13 protein-coding genes are annotated in these 14,729 nt (G+C 73.7%); 8 read left to right on the top strand and 5 right to left on the bottom strand.

Features of this window, described 5'->3' with window-relative positions:
• Positions 1-130: 130 nt before the first annotated feature.
• Positions 131-946 carry a hypothetical protein gene (locus OG500_RS06855; protein WP_329577717.1) on the top strand — a complete coding sequence of 272 codons (816 nt, stop codon included), beginning with the start codon at positions 131-133 and terminating at the stop codon, positions 944-946.
• Between the two features lie 104 nt (positions 947-1,050).
• Here the strand turns inward: OG500_RS06855 and OG500_RS06850 are convergent, their stop codons facing one another.
• Positions 1,051-3,546, bottom strand: a complete 2,496-nt coding sequence (locus tag OG500_RS06850; RefSeq protein WP_442907125.1) for a DEAD/DEAH box helicase — start codon at positions 3,544-3,546, stop codon at positions 1,051-1,053.
• A gap of 161 nt (positions 3,547-3,707) precedes the next feature.
• On the opposite strand from OG500_RS06850, the gene OG500_RS06845 reads away from it, so the two are divergent.
• A complete protein-coding gene (locus OG500_RS06845; protein WP_329577711.1) occupies positions 3,708-4,889 on the top strand; it encodes an 8-amino-7-oxononanoate synthase in 1,182 nt (393 codons plus the stop codon).
• Positions 4,890-4,897: 8 nt separating this feature from the next.
• Here OG500_RS06845 and OG500_RS06840 read toward each other — a convergent pair whose 3' ends face one another.
• Positions 4,898-6,325, bottom strand: coding sequence for an MFS transporter (locus OG500_RS06840; protein WP_329577708.1), 1,428 nt, complete (start codon positions 6,323-6,325; stop codon positions 4,898-4,900).
• 193 nt (positions 6,326-6,518) lie between these two features.
• Here OG500_RS06840 and OG500_RS06835 point away from each other — a divergent pair, with 193 nt between their 5' ends.
• On the top strand, positions 6,519-7,292 hold the full coding sequence (locus tag OG500_RS06835) for an enoyl-CoA hydratase/isomerase family protein (RefSeq protein WP_329577705.1): 774 nt from the start codon (positions 6,519-6,521) through the stop codon (positions 7,290-7,292).
• A 4-nt stretch (positions 7,293-7,296) separates the two neighbouring features.
• Here the strand turns inward: OG500_RS06835 and OG500_RS06830 are convergent, their stop codons facing one another.
• A complete protein-coding gene (locus OG500_RS06830; RefSeq protein ID WP_329577702.1) occupies positions 7,297-7,953 on the bottom strand; it encodes a GNAT family N-acetyltransferase in 657 nt (218 codons plus the stop codon).
• Between the two features lie 263 nt (positions 7,954-8,216).
• Here OG500_RS06830 and tdh point away from each other — a divergent pair, with 263 nt between their 5' ends.
• The 4 genes from tdh (at position 8,217) to OG500_RS06810 (ending at position 12,441) form a co-directional block, all read left to right on the top strand.
• A complete protein-coding gene (gene tdh / locus OG500_RS06825) occupies positions 8,217-9,248 on the top strand; it encodes an L-threonine 3-dehydrogenase (RefSeq protein WP_327065490.1) in 1,032 nt (343 codons plus the stop codon).
• 8 nt (positions 9,249-9,256) lie between these two features.
• Positions 9,257-10,450 carry a glycine C-acetyltransferase gene (locus OG500_RS06820; RefSeq protein WP_327065489.1) on the top strand — a complete coding sequence of 398 codons (1,194 nt, stop codon included), beginning with the start codon at positions 9,257-9,259 and terminating at the stop codon, positions 10,448-10,450.
• A gap of 51 nt (positions 10,451-10,501) precedes the next feature.
• A complete protein-coding gene (locus OG500_RS06815; RefSeq protein WP_327065488.1) occupies positions 10,502-11,413 on the top strand; it encodes a LysR family transcriptional regulator in 912 nt (303 codons plus the stop codon).
• A gap of 122 nt (positions 11,414-11,535) precedes the next feature.
• Positions 11,536-12,441, top strand: a complete 906-nt coding sequence (locus OG500_RS06810; protein ID WP_329577698.1) for a Gfo/Idh/MocA family protein — start codon at positions 11,536-11,538, stop codon at positions 12,439-12,441.
• Between the two features lie 97 nt (positions 12,442-12,538).
• On the opposite strand, the gene OG500_RS06805 is transcribed toward OG500_RS06810, so the two are convergent.
• Positions 12,539-13,126 carry a hypothetical protein gene (locus OG500_RS06805; protein ID WP_329577695.1) on the bottom strand — a complete coding sequence of 196 codons (588 nt, stop codon included), beginning with the start codon at positions 13,124-13,126 and terminating at the stop codon, positions 12,539-12,541.
• Between the two features lie 182 nt (positions 13,127-13,308).
• On the opposite strand from OG500_RS06805, the gene OG500_RS06800 reads away from it, so the two are divergent.
• Positions 13,309-14,124: a Clp protease N-terminal domain-containing protein gene (locus OG500_RS06800; RefSeq protein WP_329577692.1), complete on the top strand. Its 816-nt coding sequence runs from the start codon at positions 13,309-13,311 to the stop codon at positions 14,122-14,124.
• A gap of 31 nt (positions 14,125-14,155) precedes the next feature.
• Here OG500_RS06800 and OG500_RS06795 read toward each other — a convergent pair whose 3' ends face one another.
• On the bottom strand, positions 14,156-14,725 hold the full coding sequence (locus OG500_RS06795; RefSeq protein WP_329577689.1) for an AAA family ATPase: 570 nt from the start codon (positions 14,723-14,725) through the stop codon (positions 14,156-14,158).
• Between the last annotated feature and the right edge of the window lie 4 nt (positions 14,726-14,729).

Raw genomic sequence — 14,729 nt, 5'->3', positions numbered from 1 at the left:
CGGCCGCTCACCACCTCCTGGGCGTCGTGCGCGCCGCCTCGTCCCGCGCACCGTCAGCTCCGGCCGCCTGCCGTGCTTCTGACGGATCCCCGCTGCTCCGGGTGGTCGAGCGGTTGCTTAGAATCTCGCCATGACCACCCAGGGGGACTCCCACCCGATACCCGTCGACTCCGATGACGCGCCGAGCCGGGTCAGAAGCGGTGTGCTCGGCAATCCGAGGCGTCTGCTGGTCGGGTCCGTCACGGTGGTCGCACTCGGTGCGGGCGGCTGGATCGTCTCCTCGCCGCACCCCGGCGACTGGCTGCCGGGGCTTGGCCCCTCCAGCAAGAACCTCCCCTCCCCGTCGGTGGTCGGCGGCCCGTTGCCGGCCTCCTCGGAGAACCCCAACCCGTTCGACGTCAACAGCCTCTTCCCGGCCGCCCGGCCGATAGACTTGGAGGCCTACAAGGGCCGGCTCGCGGGCGCCCGGCAGGGGCCGGACTGCGCGCAGGCCCTGCAGGACGCGGCCCAGAACGTCCTGAAGGACCAGAACTGCCAGGGCTATCTGGCGGTCGAGTTCAGCCGCCAGGACGGCAAGGTGGTGACCAGCTCGACGGTGCTGCGGTTCCCCAGCGACCAGGCCAGTGCCAAGGTGGCCCAGCTGATGCGCGGACAGGGCAGCGTGGCACGGTGGGTGCAGGCGGACGGCACCTTCGCCGCCACCGCCTCGCCCGGCGCCGCGGTCTCCCCGTCACCCGGTGGTCCCTCGACCGTCGCCTTGCCGGGTGCCCCCGCCAAGGCGGCCGACCAGCCGCCCAAGGTGGAGTCGGTGCGGCACTACGTCACGGTGACCAGCTCCCGCTTCGTGGACGGGCACAGCCCGGTCACGCCCCAGGACCAGCAGGATCTCGACCAGGCCACCCATGCGGCCTCCTACACGGTGGACGCCGCCTTCATCTGGAGCTGACCGGCCGACCGCTGACCGGCCGACAGCCGGCCGGGCAGCAGCCGACCGGGCAACGCCGAAGCGGGGACCGACGATCCGTCGGTCCCCGCTTCGGCGTTGCGGCCTCAGCCCAGCCGGTCGACCGCGGTGACCCGCAGCACGGCCCGCCCCTCGGCGTCCGAGCCGAACAGGTCGACGACGGCGCTGATGCCCCAGTCGTGGTCACCCGCCGGGTCGTCGAAGATCTGCCGCACCCGCCAGCTGCCGTCCGCCTCGTCCTCCTCGATCAGCAGCATCCGTGGACCGCGGGCGTCGGGGCCGGTGCCGAGGTCGTCGTGCTCCTCGTAGTAGGCGTCCATCGCGTCCGCCCAGCGGTCCGCGTCCCAGCCGTCCTCGCTGTCCAGCTCGCCGAGTTCGCGGTAGTTCTCGAGCGAGCACAGCTCCACCCGGCGGAACATCTCGTTGCGCACCAGCACCCGGAAGGCGCGCGCGTTGGCGGTGACCGGCAGCGGCCGGCTCTCCACCTCGCGCTCGTCCTCGTCCTCCTCGGTGGGGTTGGCGAGTTGCTCCCACTCGTCCAGCAGGCTGGAGTCGACCTGGCGGACCAGCTCGCCCAGCCAGGCGATCACGTCCTTGAGCGCCTCGGTCTTGCTGTCCTCGGGGACGGTCTGCTCCAGCGCCTTGTAGGCGCCGGCCAGGTAGCGCAGCACGATGCCCTCGGTGCGGGCCAGGTCGTAGTGGCCGACGTAGTCGGTGAAGTTCATGGCGCGCTCGTACAGGTCGCGCACCACCGACTTGGGCTGCAGCTGGTAGTCGCCGATCCACGGGTGGGCCTGCCGGTACACCTCGTAGGCGTGGTTGAGCAGCTCCTCCAGCGGCTTGGGATAGGTCACCTCCTGCAGGCGCTCCATCCGCTCCTCGTACTCGATCCCGTCGCGCTTCATCTCCCCGATCGCCTCGCCGCGCGCCTTGTTCTGCTGCGCGGCCAGGATCTGGCGCGGGTCGTCCAGGGTCGCCTCGACCACCGAGACCACGTCCATCGCGTAGCTGGGCGACTCGGTGTCGAGCAGCTCGAAGGAGGCCAGCGCGAAGGTGGACAGCGGCTGGTTGAGCGCGAAGTTCTCCTGCAGGTCGACGGTCAGGCGCACGATCCGGCCCTCGGCGTCCGGCTCGGCCAGCCGCTCCACCACGCCGCCGGCCAGCAGCGAACGGTAGATGGCGATCGTCGAGCGGATGTGCCGGCGCTGGGCGGAGCGGTCCTCGTGGTTGTCGGTGAGCAGCTTGCGCATCGCCTCGAAGGCGTTGCCCGGGCGGCCGATCACCGCGAGCAGCATCGCGTGGCTGACCCGGAAACGGGAGACCAGCGGCTCGGGCTCGGCGGCGATCAGGCGCTCGAAGGTCTCCTCGGTCCAGCCGACGAAACCTTCCGGCGCCTTCTTGCGCACCACCTTGCGCTTCTTCTTCGGGTCGTCGCCGGCCTTGGCGAGCGCCTTGTCGTTCTCCACCACGTGCTCGGGCGCCTGAGCCACCACCTGGCCCACCGTGTCGAAGCCGGCCCGCCCGGCCCGCCCGGCGATCTGGTGGAACTCGCGGGCCCGCAGCACCCGCACCTTGACCCCGTCGTACTTGGACAGTGCGGTGAACAGCACCGTGCGGATCGGCACGTTGACGCCCACGCCCAGCGTGTCGGTGCCGCAGATCACCTTCAACAGGCCTGCCTGGGCCAGGCGTTCGACCAGCCGACGGTACTTGGGCAGCATCCCCGCGTGGTGCACGCCGATGCCGTGGCGCACGAAGCGCGACAGGTTGCGGCCGAACTTGGTGGTGAAGCGGAAGTTGCCGATGAGCGCGGCGATCGCGTCCTTCTCCGCCTTCGAGCACATGTTGATGCTCATCAGCGACTGGGCCCGCTCCACCGCCTCCTTCTGGGTGAAGTGCACGACGTAGACCGGCGCCTGGCCGGTCGTCAGCAACTCCTCCAGGGTGTCGTGCAGGGTGGTGCGCTTGTACTCGTAGAAGAGCGGCACCGGACGGGTCACGGAGCGCACCACGGTGGTGGCGCGCCCGGTGCGCCGGGTCAGGTCCTCCTCGAACCGGCGCACGTCGCCGAGCGTCGCGGACATCAGCAGGAACTGCACCTGCGGCAGCTCCAGGATCGGGATCTGCCAGGCCCAGCCGCGGTCCGGCTCGGCGTAGAAGTGGAACTCGTCCATCACCACCTGGCCGATGTCGGCCCGGTCGCCGTCGCGCAGCGCGATGTTCGCCAGCACCTCGGCGGTGCAGCAGATGATCGGCGCGGTCGGGTTCACACTGGCGTCGCCGGTCATCATGCCGACCTGCTCGGTGCCGAAGATCTTGCACAGGTCGAAGAACTTCTCCGAGACCAGCGCCTTGATCGGGGCGGTGTAGAAGGTCCGCTTGCCCTCCGCCAGCGCCGCGAAGTGCGCGCCCGCCGCCACCAGGGACTTGCCGGACCCGGTGGGGGTCGCCAGGATCACGTTCGCGCCGGTGAACAGCTCGATCAGCGCCTCCTCCTGAGCGGGGTAGAGCGTGATGCCCCGCTCCTCGGCCCACGCGGCGAAGGTGGTGTACAACGCGTCGGCGTCGGCGGGCCTGGGCATCAGATCAAGGAGGGTCACCCGCCCTATCTTGCCTGCTGCCCGTCTGGCTGGGCAAAGATCGGGTCCGCCGGGTGGCTGTCGCCACCCCACAGCCGCCCGCCGCGCCCTTGTGCCAAGGCGCACATTGCCTGCCTCCCGCCCGCCGTGCCAGGCTGCCGCCCATGATCCAGCACCCCGCCGCGGCCACCAGGGCCAGCGCCCCCGCCGTCGTCTTCGACTGGCTCGACGAGGCCGCCGAGCTGCGCGCTCGCGCCGGCCTGACCCGCACGCTGCGCGACCGGCCCGCCCAGGACCCGGTGCTCGACCTGGCCAGCAACGACTACCTCGGCCTGACCCACCACCCCGAGGTGACCCGGGCCGCCGCCGAGGCCGCGCTGCGCTGGGGCGCCGGGGCCACCGGATCCCGCCTGGTCACCGGTACCACCGAGCTGCACACCGAGCTGGAAGTCGAGCTGGCCGACTTCTACGGGGTGGAGGCCGCCCTGGTCTTCTCCTCCGGCTACGCCGCCAACCTGGCCGCGCTCACCGCGCTCACCGACCCCGACACGCTGATCGTCTCGGACGCCTACAACCACGCCTCGCTGATCGACGGCTGCCGGCTGTCGCGCGCGGACGTGCACCGGGCCCCGCACGCCGACCCCGGGGCCGCCGCCGCCGCGCTCGCCGGGCGCCACCAGCCGCGCGCGCTGCTGATCAGCGACACCGTCTTCTCGGTGGACGGCAACGCCGCCCCGCTGACCGGGCTGGCCGACGCCGCCCGGGCCCACGGCGCCGCGCTGCTACTGGACGACGCGCACGGCCTCGGGGTGCTGGGCACCGGCGGGCGCGGCGCGCTGACCGCCGCCGGGCTCGCGGGGGAGCCGGACGTGGTGGCCACCGCCACCCTCTCCAAGTCGCTCGGCTCCCAGGGCGGGGTCGTGCTCGGGCCCCGCCGGGTGATCCGGCACCTGGTCGAGACCGCGCGCACCTTCATCTTCGACACCGGGCTCGCCCCCGCCGCGGTCGGGGCGGCGCTGGCCGCGCTGCGCCTGCTGCGCGCCGAGCCGGCCCGCGCCGAGCGCGCCCGGGAGGTCGCGCGCACCCTGGCCGCCCGCCTGACCGCCGCGGGCCTGCGGGCGAGCGAGCCGGACGCGGCCGTGGTCTCGGTCCGCGCGCCCGGCCCCGAGCAGGCGGTGGCCTGGGCCGCGGCCTCCCGCGCCGCCGGACTCGCGGTGGGCTGCTTCCGCCCGCCGTCCGTGCCCGACGGCTACTCCCGGCTGCGCGTGACGGCCCGCGCGGACCTGGCGGAGGAGCAGATCGACTTCGCGGTCCGCACGCTGAGCGTGACGGCGCCGCTGGACTGACCCGGCCCTCAGACCTGGGCGGGCACCGGTTGCTCGTCGGCGGGCGTCGGCTGCTGGGTCGGCACCGGTTGCTGGGCGGGTGCCGCCTGCTCGGTGGGTGCCGCCTGTTCGCTGGGTGCCGCCTGCTGGGACGGTGCCAGCTGTTCGGCGAGTGCCGCCTGCTGGGACGGTGCCAGCTGCTCGGTGGGCTCCACCTGCTCGGCCGGTGCCACCTGCTGGGTCGGCGTCGGCTGTTCGGTGGGCGCCCCCTGTTCGGCTGCCCGCTGGGCCGCCCGCCTTCCGCGCCACGCCGGAGTGAGCGCGACGAGCACCAGCGGTGCCGCCGCACAGGCGAAGCAGAGCGGCAGCGGCCACCGGCCCGCCAGCGGCCCGGCCGCCGCGGTGCCCAGCGCCGACCCGGCGTTGAAAGCGGTGTTCACCCAGCTCCCCGCCCTGGTCCGGTGCTCGGCCGCCGCCCGCTCGTCCGCCAGCACGTACGCCGTGGCCAGGGTCGGGCTCACCAGCAGTCCGACCGCCGCCACCGCCATCGCCAGCGCGAGCAGCCCGCCCAGGCCCACCGCGACGCCCGCCAGCGTCAGCAGCCCGCCGAGCCCGGCCGCCGTCGCGGTCAGCCGGGTCGCCACCGGGCGCTGCCAGCGCACCGCGCCGTGCGCCAGACCGCCCACGGCGCTGCCCGCCGCCAGCGCCGCCTCCAGCCAGGCCAGCGCGCCCGCCTGCCCGCGGGCGCCGACCGCGACCACCAGCAGCAGGCTGAGCCCGCCCAGCGCGAGCCCGAGCGCCCAGGCCACCGCCACCGGTCGCCCGATCCCGCGCAGCCGCCCGCCGCCGCGCCGCGCCGTGCGCGCCCCGCCCGGCGGCTCGGCGGCGGTCACCCGCGCCGGAGCGAGCCGGGCCAGCGCCAGCGCGCCGACGATCACCAGCACCGCGCTCAGCACCAGCCCCGGGGCGCCGCCGATCAGCCCGACCAGCAGCGGCCCGCTGACGTACAGCAGCTCCTCGGCCACCGCGTCCAGGCTGAAGGCGCGTTCCAGCAGCCCGTGCGGGCCCAGCAGTTCACTCCAGCGGGCGCGCAGCACCGGCCCGAGCGGGGGAGCGCAGGCTCCGGCCGCGGCCGCCAGCGCCAGCAGCGCCGGCTCGCCGCGGACCAGCGTCAGCGCGAGCAGCAGCCCGCCGTACGGCAGGCTCAGCGCCGGCAGCACCCGGCGCACTCCGTGTCGGTCGATCAGTGCGGCGCGCACCGGCGCCAGCGCGGCGCAGGTCAGGCCGAAGAGGGCCAGCACCGCGCCCACGGCGGTGTAGGAGCCGGTGCTGTGGCGCACCGTCAGCACCAGCGCGAGCGAGACGGTGCCGTAGGAGAGCCGCCCGACGAGGGCAGCGGCGAAGACGGGTGCGGCGCCGGGTATGCGCAGCAACGCCCGGTAGGAGGACGAAGACATGGGAGTTCCTCAACTCAGATCGATCCGGGTCGGCGAAGCCTGCGGGGACGCCGAGCAGTCGCACCCGGTTGACGTCACGGGTGCGGTCGGCGGGGCAGGCTACGCACGGAAGAGGAACATGGCCGCAGACTAGCAGCGCCCGGGCCGCTATCGTCAAGGGTTCACAGCCGTTAACTCATCTGGAGGCCCCGCCATGTCACGGTTCGTCACCCTGGAGGTCGCGGACGCCGTCGGCACCATCCGACTGGCCCGCCCGCCGATGAACGCGCTGGACATCGCCATGCAGGACCAACTGCGCGAGGTCGCGCAGGAGGCCACCGAGCGCCCCGAGGTGCGCGCGGTGGTGATCTGGGGCGGCGAGAAGGTGTTCGCGGCGGGCGCGGACATCAGGGAGATGCAGCGCATGTCGTACACCGACATGGTCGCGCGGGGCGCGGCGCTGCAGCAGGCCTTCACCGCGGTGGCCCGCATCCCCAAGCCGGTGGTGGCCGCGGTCACCGGCTACGCGCTCGGCGGCGGCTGCGAGCTGGCGCTCTGCGCCGACGTCCGGATCGCTGCCGAGAACGCCAAGCTCGGCCAGCCGGAGATCCTGCTCGGTCTGATCCCGGGGGCCGGCGGCACCCAGCGGCTGGCCCGGCTGGTCGGCCCGGCCAAGGCGAAGGACCTGATCTTCACCGGCCGCCAGGTCCGCGCCGAGGAGGCGCTGCGGATCGGGCTGGTCGACCAGGTGGTCCCGGCCGAGGAGGTCTACCAGGCCGCCCTGGCCTGGGCCGGCAAGCTCGCGGCCGGCCCGGCCTGGGCGCTGCGCGCGGCCAAGGAGGCGGTGGACCGCGGCCTGGAGAGCGACCTGGACACCGGCCTCGCGCTGGAGCGCTCGCTCTTCGCGGGCCTGTTCGCCACCGAGGACCGCGAGATCGGCATGCGCAGCTTCGTCGAGGACGGCCCGGGCAAGGCGAAGTTCAACTGACCGTTCACCGCGGCCGGCTGAGCAGCACCTCGGCCCCCACCGGCCGGTAGCCGGCCGCCTGGAAGGCCCGCACGCTGGCCGCGTTGCCCGGCGCCTGCTGGGCCCAGATCACCTCGCCCTCGGGCAGCAGGTGGCGGGCGCTGATCGCCAGCGCCCGCCCCAGCCCGCGCCCGGTCGCCTGCGGGTCCACCTCGACCGCCGCCTCCCAGCGCCCGGCCACACCCACCCCGAGCACCAGCACCCCGCCCGGCACCGTCCACACCCGCACCCCGTCGCGGAACCGCAGGGCCCGCACGACCCTGGGGTGTTCGAGGTCCGCGATCTCCACCAGCGGCAGCGGCGGCGGGCCGGGCAACCGCCCGGCCACCGTCAGCAGGTCCACGTTGCCGATGGTGCGCCCGGTGCGCCCGGCGAGGGCGGTCAGGAATCCGGGGCAGAGCGGCGCGGCCAGCGGCTCGGCCACCGCCTCGGCGAGGGCCGTGTGCACCCAGGCCGGGTCCTCGGCGGTGAAGACCACCGCGTGCGCGCTGAACGACAGCACCCCCGCCGTCCGCGGTCCGGGCTGCGGCACGATGGTGACCTCGCCGTTCGGGGGCGGGAACCGGCCGCGGGCCGCGTCGGCCAGGAAGCCTGCCAGGGTGCGTCGCTGAGGGTTCGTCATGCCTTTGAGCCTAACGATCTCCGACCATCCGTGATCCTCCGAACGGGTGAGGACCGGCATGGTGCCGGGCCGCCCCCACCCAGCTCGGGCACGATCGTGAAGCCCTGCTGTCGCCGTCGTTAAGAATTCCTCGATGGACCACACCCCCTCCCACCAGGCAGATTGCTCCGTGCCCGGCACGGAATGGCGCCGTCGCCGGGCTTCAGGTCTTTGGTCTTGCGCTCTGCCCCCGATCTCCCCTCCCGCGCGTCAGGAGCCCCGCCGTGAAGGCACTCGTCAAGAAGCAGGCCGAGCCCGGACTGTGGCTGACCGACGTCCCGGAGCCCGAGATCGGCCCCGCCGACGTGCTCATCAAGGTGCTGCGCACCGGCATCTGCGGCACCGACCTGCACATCCGCAAGTGGGACGGCTGGGCGCAGCAGACCATCCGCACCCCGATGACCATCGGCCACGAGTTCGTCGGCGAGGTCGTGGCGCTCGGCCCGGCGGTCACCGACGTCAGCGTCGGCGACCTGGTCAGCGGCGAGGGCCACCTGGTCTGCGGCAAGTGCCGCAACTGCCTGGCCGGGCGGCGCCACCTGTGCCGCAACACGGTGGGCCTGGGCGTCAACCGGGACGGCGCGTTCGCCGAGTACGTCGCGCTCCCCGCCTCCAACGTCTGGGTGCACCGGGTGCCGGTCGACCTGGACGTGGCGGCGATCTTCGACCCGTTCGGCAACGCCGTGCACACCGCGCTCTCCTTCCCGCTGGTCGGCGAGGACGTGCTGGTCACCGGCGCTGGCCCGATCGGCATCATGGCGGCCGCGGTCGCCAAGCACGCCGGTGCCCGGCACGTGATGATCACCGACGTCAGCCCGTACCGCCTGGACCTGGCCCGCAAGGTCGGCGTCTCGCTGGCGCTGGACGTCTCGCAGCACACCATCGAGGAGGGCCAGCAGAAGCTCGGCCTGCGCGAGGGCTTCGACGTGGGCCTGGAGATGTCCGGCCGCCCCGAGGCGCTGCGCTCGATGATCGACAACATGACGCACGGCGGCAAGATCGCCATGCTCGGCCTGCCCGCCGAGGAGTTCGCGATCGACTGGGCGAAGGTGGTCACCTCGATGATCACCATCAAGGGCATCTACGGGCGCGAGATGTTCGAGACCTGGTACGCGATGTCGGTGCTGCTGGAGGGCGGGCTCGACCTGACCCCGGTGATCACCGGCCGGTACCCGGCGCAGGACTTCGAGGCCGCGTTCGACGAGGCGGCCGGTGGTCGCTGCGGCAAGATCATTCTCGACTGGACCTCTTTCTAGGAGCCCCCGTGTTCGACTCCGTACGCGAAGACATCGCCGTCACCCTGGACGAGATCCGCGAGGCGGGCCTCTTCAAGCCGGAGCGGGTGATCGGCACCCCGCAGAGTGCCGCCGTCACCGTCACCGGCGGTGGCCGCCCGGGCGAGGTGCTCAACTTCTGCGCCAACAACTACCTGGGCCTGGCCGACCACCCCGACGTGCTCGCCGCCGCCAAGGACGCGCTGGACCGCTGGGGCTACGGCATGGCCTCGGTGCGCTTCATCTGCGGCACCCAGGACGTGCACAAGGAGCTGGAGGCGCGGCTGTCGGCGTTCCTCGGCCAGGAGGACACGATCCTCTACTCCTCGTGCTTCGACGCCAACGGCGGTGTCTTCGAGACCCTGCTGGACGAGCGCGACGCCGTCATCTCGGACGCGCTCAACCACGCGAGCATCATCGACGGCATCCGCCTGTGCAAGGCCACCCGCAAGCGCTACGCCAACCGCGACCTGGCCGAGCTGGAGCAGTGCCTGAAGGAGACCCAGGACGCCCGGCGCCGGCTGATCGTCACCGACGGCGTCTTCTCGATGGACGGCTACCTCGCCCCGCTGGCCGAGATCTGCGACCTGGCGGACCGCTACGGCGCCATGGTGATGGTGGACGACTCGCACGCGGTCGGCTTCACCGGCCCCGGCGGACGCGGCACCCCCGAGCTGCACGGTGTGATGGACCGGGTCGACATCATCACCGGCACCCTGGGCAAGGCGCTCGGCGGCGCCTCCGGCGGCTACGTCGCCGCCCGTCGCGAGATCGTCGCCCTGCTGCGCCAGCGCTCGCGTCCGTACCTGTTCTCCAACTCGCTCGCCCCGGTGATCGCGGCCGCCTCGCTGACCGTGCTCGACCTGATCGAGAACTCGCACGACCTGCGCGAGAAGCTCGCCGCGAACACCGCGCTGTTCCGCTCGAAGATGACCGAGGCCGGCTTCGAGATCCTGCCCGGCGAGCACCCGATCGCGCCGGTGATGATCGGCGACGCGGCCAAGGCCGGCCGGCTCGCCGAGCTGCTGCTGGAGCGCGGCGTGTACGTGATCGGTTTCTCGTACCCGGTCGTGCCGCACGGCCAGGCCCGGATCCGGGTCCAGCTGTCGGCGGCGCACTCCACCGAGGACGTCGAGCGGGCGGTGGCCGCCTTCATCGACGCCCGGGCCGCCCTGGAGGCGTGATCGCGCCGACAGCGTGATCGAGAGGTGCGTCCACGCTGGCAGAATGGCGGAGTGATCGACGCCAGACGCCTGCGGACGCTGCGCGCCGTGGCGGACCACCGGACGGTGACCGCCGCGGCCGCGGCGCTCTACCTCACCCCTTCCGCCGTCTCCCAGCAGCTCGCCGCGCTGGAGCAGGAGACCGGGCACGCGCTGCTCGCCCGGGACGGCCGAGGGGTGCGGCTGACGGCGGCCGGTGAGATCCTGCTCAGCCACGCGGACGCCGTGCTCGCCCAGCTGGAACGGGCCGAGGCCGACCTCGCCGCCTATGCGAGCGGCGCCGGCGGCCAGGTCACGGTGGCCTCCTTCGCCACCGGCATCGCCCTGGTGCTGGCGCCGGCCATCGCCACGCTGGCCACGGCCGCGCCGGGCGTGCGGCTCAAGGTGCTGGACGCCGAGGGCGATGCGAGCCTGCCGATGCTGCTCGACGGCCAGGCCGACCTCGCCGTGGCCGTCGAGTACCGCGGCGCGCCCCGCGGCGACGACCAGCGCCTGGCCCGGTTCCCGCTCTACGCCGAGCCGTTCGAGGCGGTGCTGCCGCTGGACCACCGGCTGGCCGGACAGGCGGGCCCGGTGGCGATGGCCGAGCTGGCCGCCGAGCCGTGGATCGGTCCCTACCCCGGCAACCCCTGCCACGACGTGGTGCTGCTCGCCTGCGAGCACGCCGGCTTCGCACCGCAGCTGGTGCACTCCTCCGACGACTTCAGCGCCGTGGTCGCGCTCGCCTCGGCCGGCGCCGGGGTGGCGCTGGTGCCGCGCTCCGCGCTGCGCGGGGTCGACCTGACGCGGGTGGCGGTGCGCGCGGTGGACAGCGAGCTGGCCACCCGCAAGGTCTTCGCGGCGGTACGGGGCGGGGCCGAGCAGCACCCGCTGATCAGACCGGTGCTGGACGCGCTGGCCACGGCCGCCGCCGAGCTGGCCTGATACCGATCCGCCGGTCGCCCCGATCCTGCCGGTCGTCCTGATCCTGTCGGTCGTCCTGATCCTGTCGGTCGTCCTGAATCGCCGGCCGACCTGATCCGCCGAGTGTCCCGAGGAGCCAGAACATGACTGCCCTTCCCATTGCGGTGATCGGCCTGGGCGACATCGCCCAGAAGGCCTACCTGCCGGTGCTCACCGCACTGCCGGGCCTGGACCTGCGGCTGATGACCCGCGACCGGGCCAAGCTCGACCGGATCGGCGACGCCCACCGGATCGGGTCCCGCTTCACCGATCTCGACGAGCTGATCAGGAGCGGCCCGCGCGCCGCCTTCCTGCACTCCGCGACCGACACCCACGCGGCCATCGCCGAACGGCTGCTCACCGCGGGCATCGACGTCTACGTGGACAAGCCGCTCGACTACCACCTGGCCGAGTCGCGCCGGCTGACCGAACTCGCCGACCGCCTCGGCCGCTCGCTGATGGTGGGCTTCAACCGACGCTACGCGCCCGGGTACGTGCAGGCCAAGGAGCGGCCGCGCGACCTGATCATCCTGCAGAAGAACCGCGAGGGACTGCCTGAGGCAGCGCGCACGCTCGTCCTGGACGACTTCATCCATGTGGTGGACACCCTGCGCTTCCTGGTCCCCGGTGAGATCGAGCACGTGGACGTCCGCTCGCGCAGCCGGGCCGGCCTGCTCGAACACCTGGTGCTGACCCTGGCCGGCGACGGGTTCACCGCGCTGGGCGTGATGAACAGGGTGAGCGGCTCGACCGAGGAGGTGCTGGAGGTGTCCGGCGCCGACAGCAAGCGCAGCGTGGTCAACCTCGCCGAGGTGATCGACCACCGCGGCCAGCCGACCGTGCGCCGCCGCGGCGACTGGGTGCCGGTGGCCCGGCAGCGCGGCATCGAGCAGATCGTGCTGGCCTTCCTGGAGGCGGTGCGGGCCGGGAGGACCGTCGACGCCCACGACGCCCTGCGCACCCACGCGTTGTGCGAGGAGATCGTCCAGCGGGTGGCCGAGCAGGCCTGACTCGCCGGCCCGGGGACGACCCGCAGCCCGGGAAACGACCTCGCCCGCCGTACGGCCAGGACGGCCGTGCGGCGGGCGAGTCGGTGCTGCTGGTGCCTCAGGAGGCGGACGGCGAGGCCGAGGCACCGTCGGCCGGGGCGCCGGACGGCTTCGCGGGCAGCAGCGGCGCGCAGGTCTTGTAGGCGGCGGCCGTCGCCGGGTCGGCGGTGTTCAGACCGCGCAGGCCGCCGGTGGCCGGCAGGGTGACGCCGTGGTCCTTGAGGCAGCCGGTGAACGCCTGCATCGCGGTGCTGTTGAAGCCGCCGGCGCCGCCGCGCCCCTGGCCGCCCTGCGGGCGCAGCGAGGCGCAGGCCTGCATCGCGGCCTGGCGGGTCGGGTCGGCCGAAGCGCCGCCACCGTAGAAGCCGCCACCGCCGCCACCGCCGCCCGGGGCGCCGCTGGGACGCCCGCTCGGGTGACCGCTGGGCCGCCCGGTGGGCATGGTGACACCGTGCTGCTGCAGGCAGGACGCGTACGCGGCCATCGCCTGCGAGCCCTTGCCGTCGGCGGAGGCCGAGGCGGACGGCTTGGCCGAGGCGGCCGAGGAGGTCGAGGCCGTGGTCGACGACGAGGAGCAGCCGGTCAGCAGCAGTCCGGCGGCGAGCAGAGCGGCGGCGCCGACGGTGCGGATGGTGGTCCGGGACAAGGCCGGTGCCTCCTGATTCGGTGCGGGAAAAGCGAAGGGGTGCCGTTGGCGCAGCGGGGGCTTGACGCCAACGGCAGTAACGACTCAACAGCACCGTGGTTTAGGAACCCTGGGCCTTGCTGGGAGCTTCCTCTCACCCACTGCGGTCGCGGGGTGGCCGCGTGCGCGGACAACCGGGCGCTATGTCCCTGTTCGTCCGCTCTCGTCGCCCGATGGTTGCGCCATCGCGCACATGGATCTCCCAGCGTCCTCGAAGCCCGCATAAGGCGAACCCGGGTCCGGCGATGGGGTTATTGCCACCTGACCCCGATGGGGGTATCAAGGGGTTATCCCTGCCCGCACTCGCCCCGCGAGTCGGCCGGCCAGGACCGGGTGAACCGGGCGGTCGTGTCCAGGTCCGCCAGGCCCTCCAGGCCCGGGCCCGCACCGCGCTCAAGCTCGCCCTCGAACGGGCCCGCGCCGAGGACGGACCCGTGGTCGGGACAGGGCACCTGCTCGCCGGAGTGCTCGCGGAGGGCGGCAACCTCGCGCTCCACGTGCTCGGTGCGCTGGAGATCAACGTCGCCCAGCTCACCGAGACCCTCGCCCGCACCGACCAGGGCGGCGAGCCCGGCGAGGAGGGCGCCGCAGCCGGCGAAGCGGCCGAGTCCGCGCTGCGGTTCAGTGCCGCCGCGGCGGCGGCCCTGGAGTTGACGGTCAACGAGGCGCTGGCGCTCGGCCACAACTACATCGGCTGCGAGCACCTGCTGCTGGGCCTGGTCGCGGAGCCGGACGGTGCGGGCGGCGGCCTGCTGCGCGAGCTGGGCGCCGAGCAGCGGCTCACCCGCCGCGCCGTGGTGGCGGCGCTGGCCGGCTACGTGCACCTGCGGGCCACGCAGCCCCAGCCGCAGCCCTCCGCCGACCAGCTGCGGGCGGTGACGGAGACCGTGCGGGCCGAGCTCCAGGCCGAGCTGCGGCCACTGGCCGAGCGGATCGCGCGCCTCGAAGCCCGCGGCTGACCGACCGCTCCCGGCCCGTCCCGTTCACTGCTCACGAGGCGTGTTCCAGGCGCCCCTCGCTGCTCGCCCTGATCCGCCGGGCGAGCAGCGGCACGTCCACCGGCCGGGTCGTGTCGACGCGGTGCACCGGACCGAGGCCCAGCGGCTCGGCCGTCCGGCTCCACAGCGCCCACCGCTCCTCGGAGGCCGGCCCGTCGCCGTCCAGGTGCACCGGATGCCTGCTCGCCGCCCGCTCCGCGAAGCGCTGCCGCGCGACCGCCAACGGGGCGTCGCACCAGACCTCCTGGACCTCGTCCACCCCTGCGCGGGCGAGCCCGGCGACCGCGAACCCGCGCAGACTGCTCAGCCACGGGCTCTCCAGGACGGCCCCCTCGGGCGCCTGCCCCAGCAGCGTCCACAGCGTCTCCGCCGCGGCCCGGCCCAGCGCATTGCTCCACTCCCGCGCGGTGACGCCGGGCGCGGGCGCCACCCCGAGGGCGTCGGCCAGACTCTCCTTGACCGCGTCCTTGCTGAACAGCGGCAGCCCCAACTCCCGTGCCAGAGCCCGGGCCAACGTGGTCTTCCCGGCGCCGGGAAGACCGTTCACGAGTACGGTCACCATGGGG

The organism is Kitasatospora sp. NBC_01250 (genome assembly GCF_036226465.1).
Lineage (GTDB): Bacteria > Actinomycetota > Actinomycetes > Streptomycetales > Streptomycetaceae > Kitasatospora.
The sequence above is the reverse complement of the archived record's forward strand: the minus strand, read 5'-3'. Positions and strand labels throughout refer to the sequence as shown.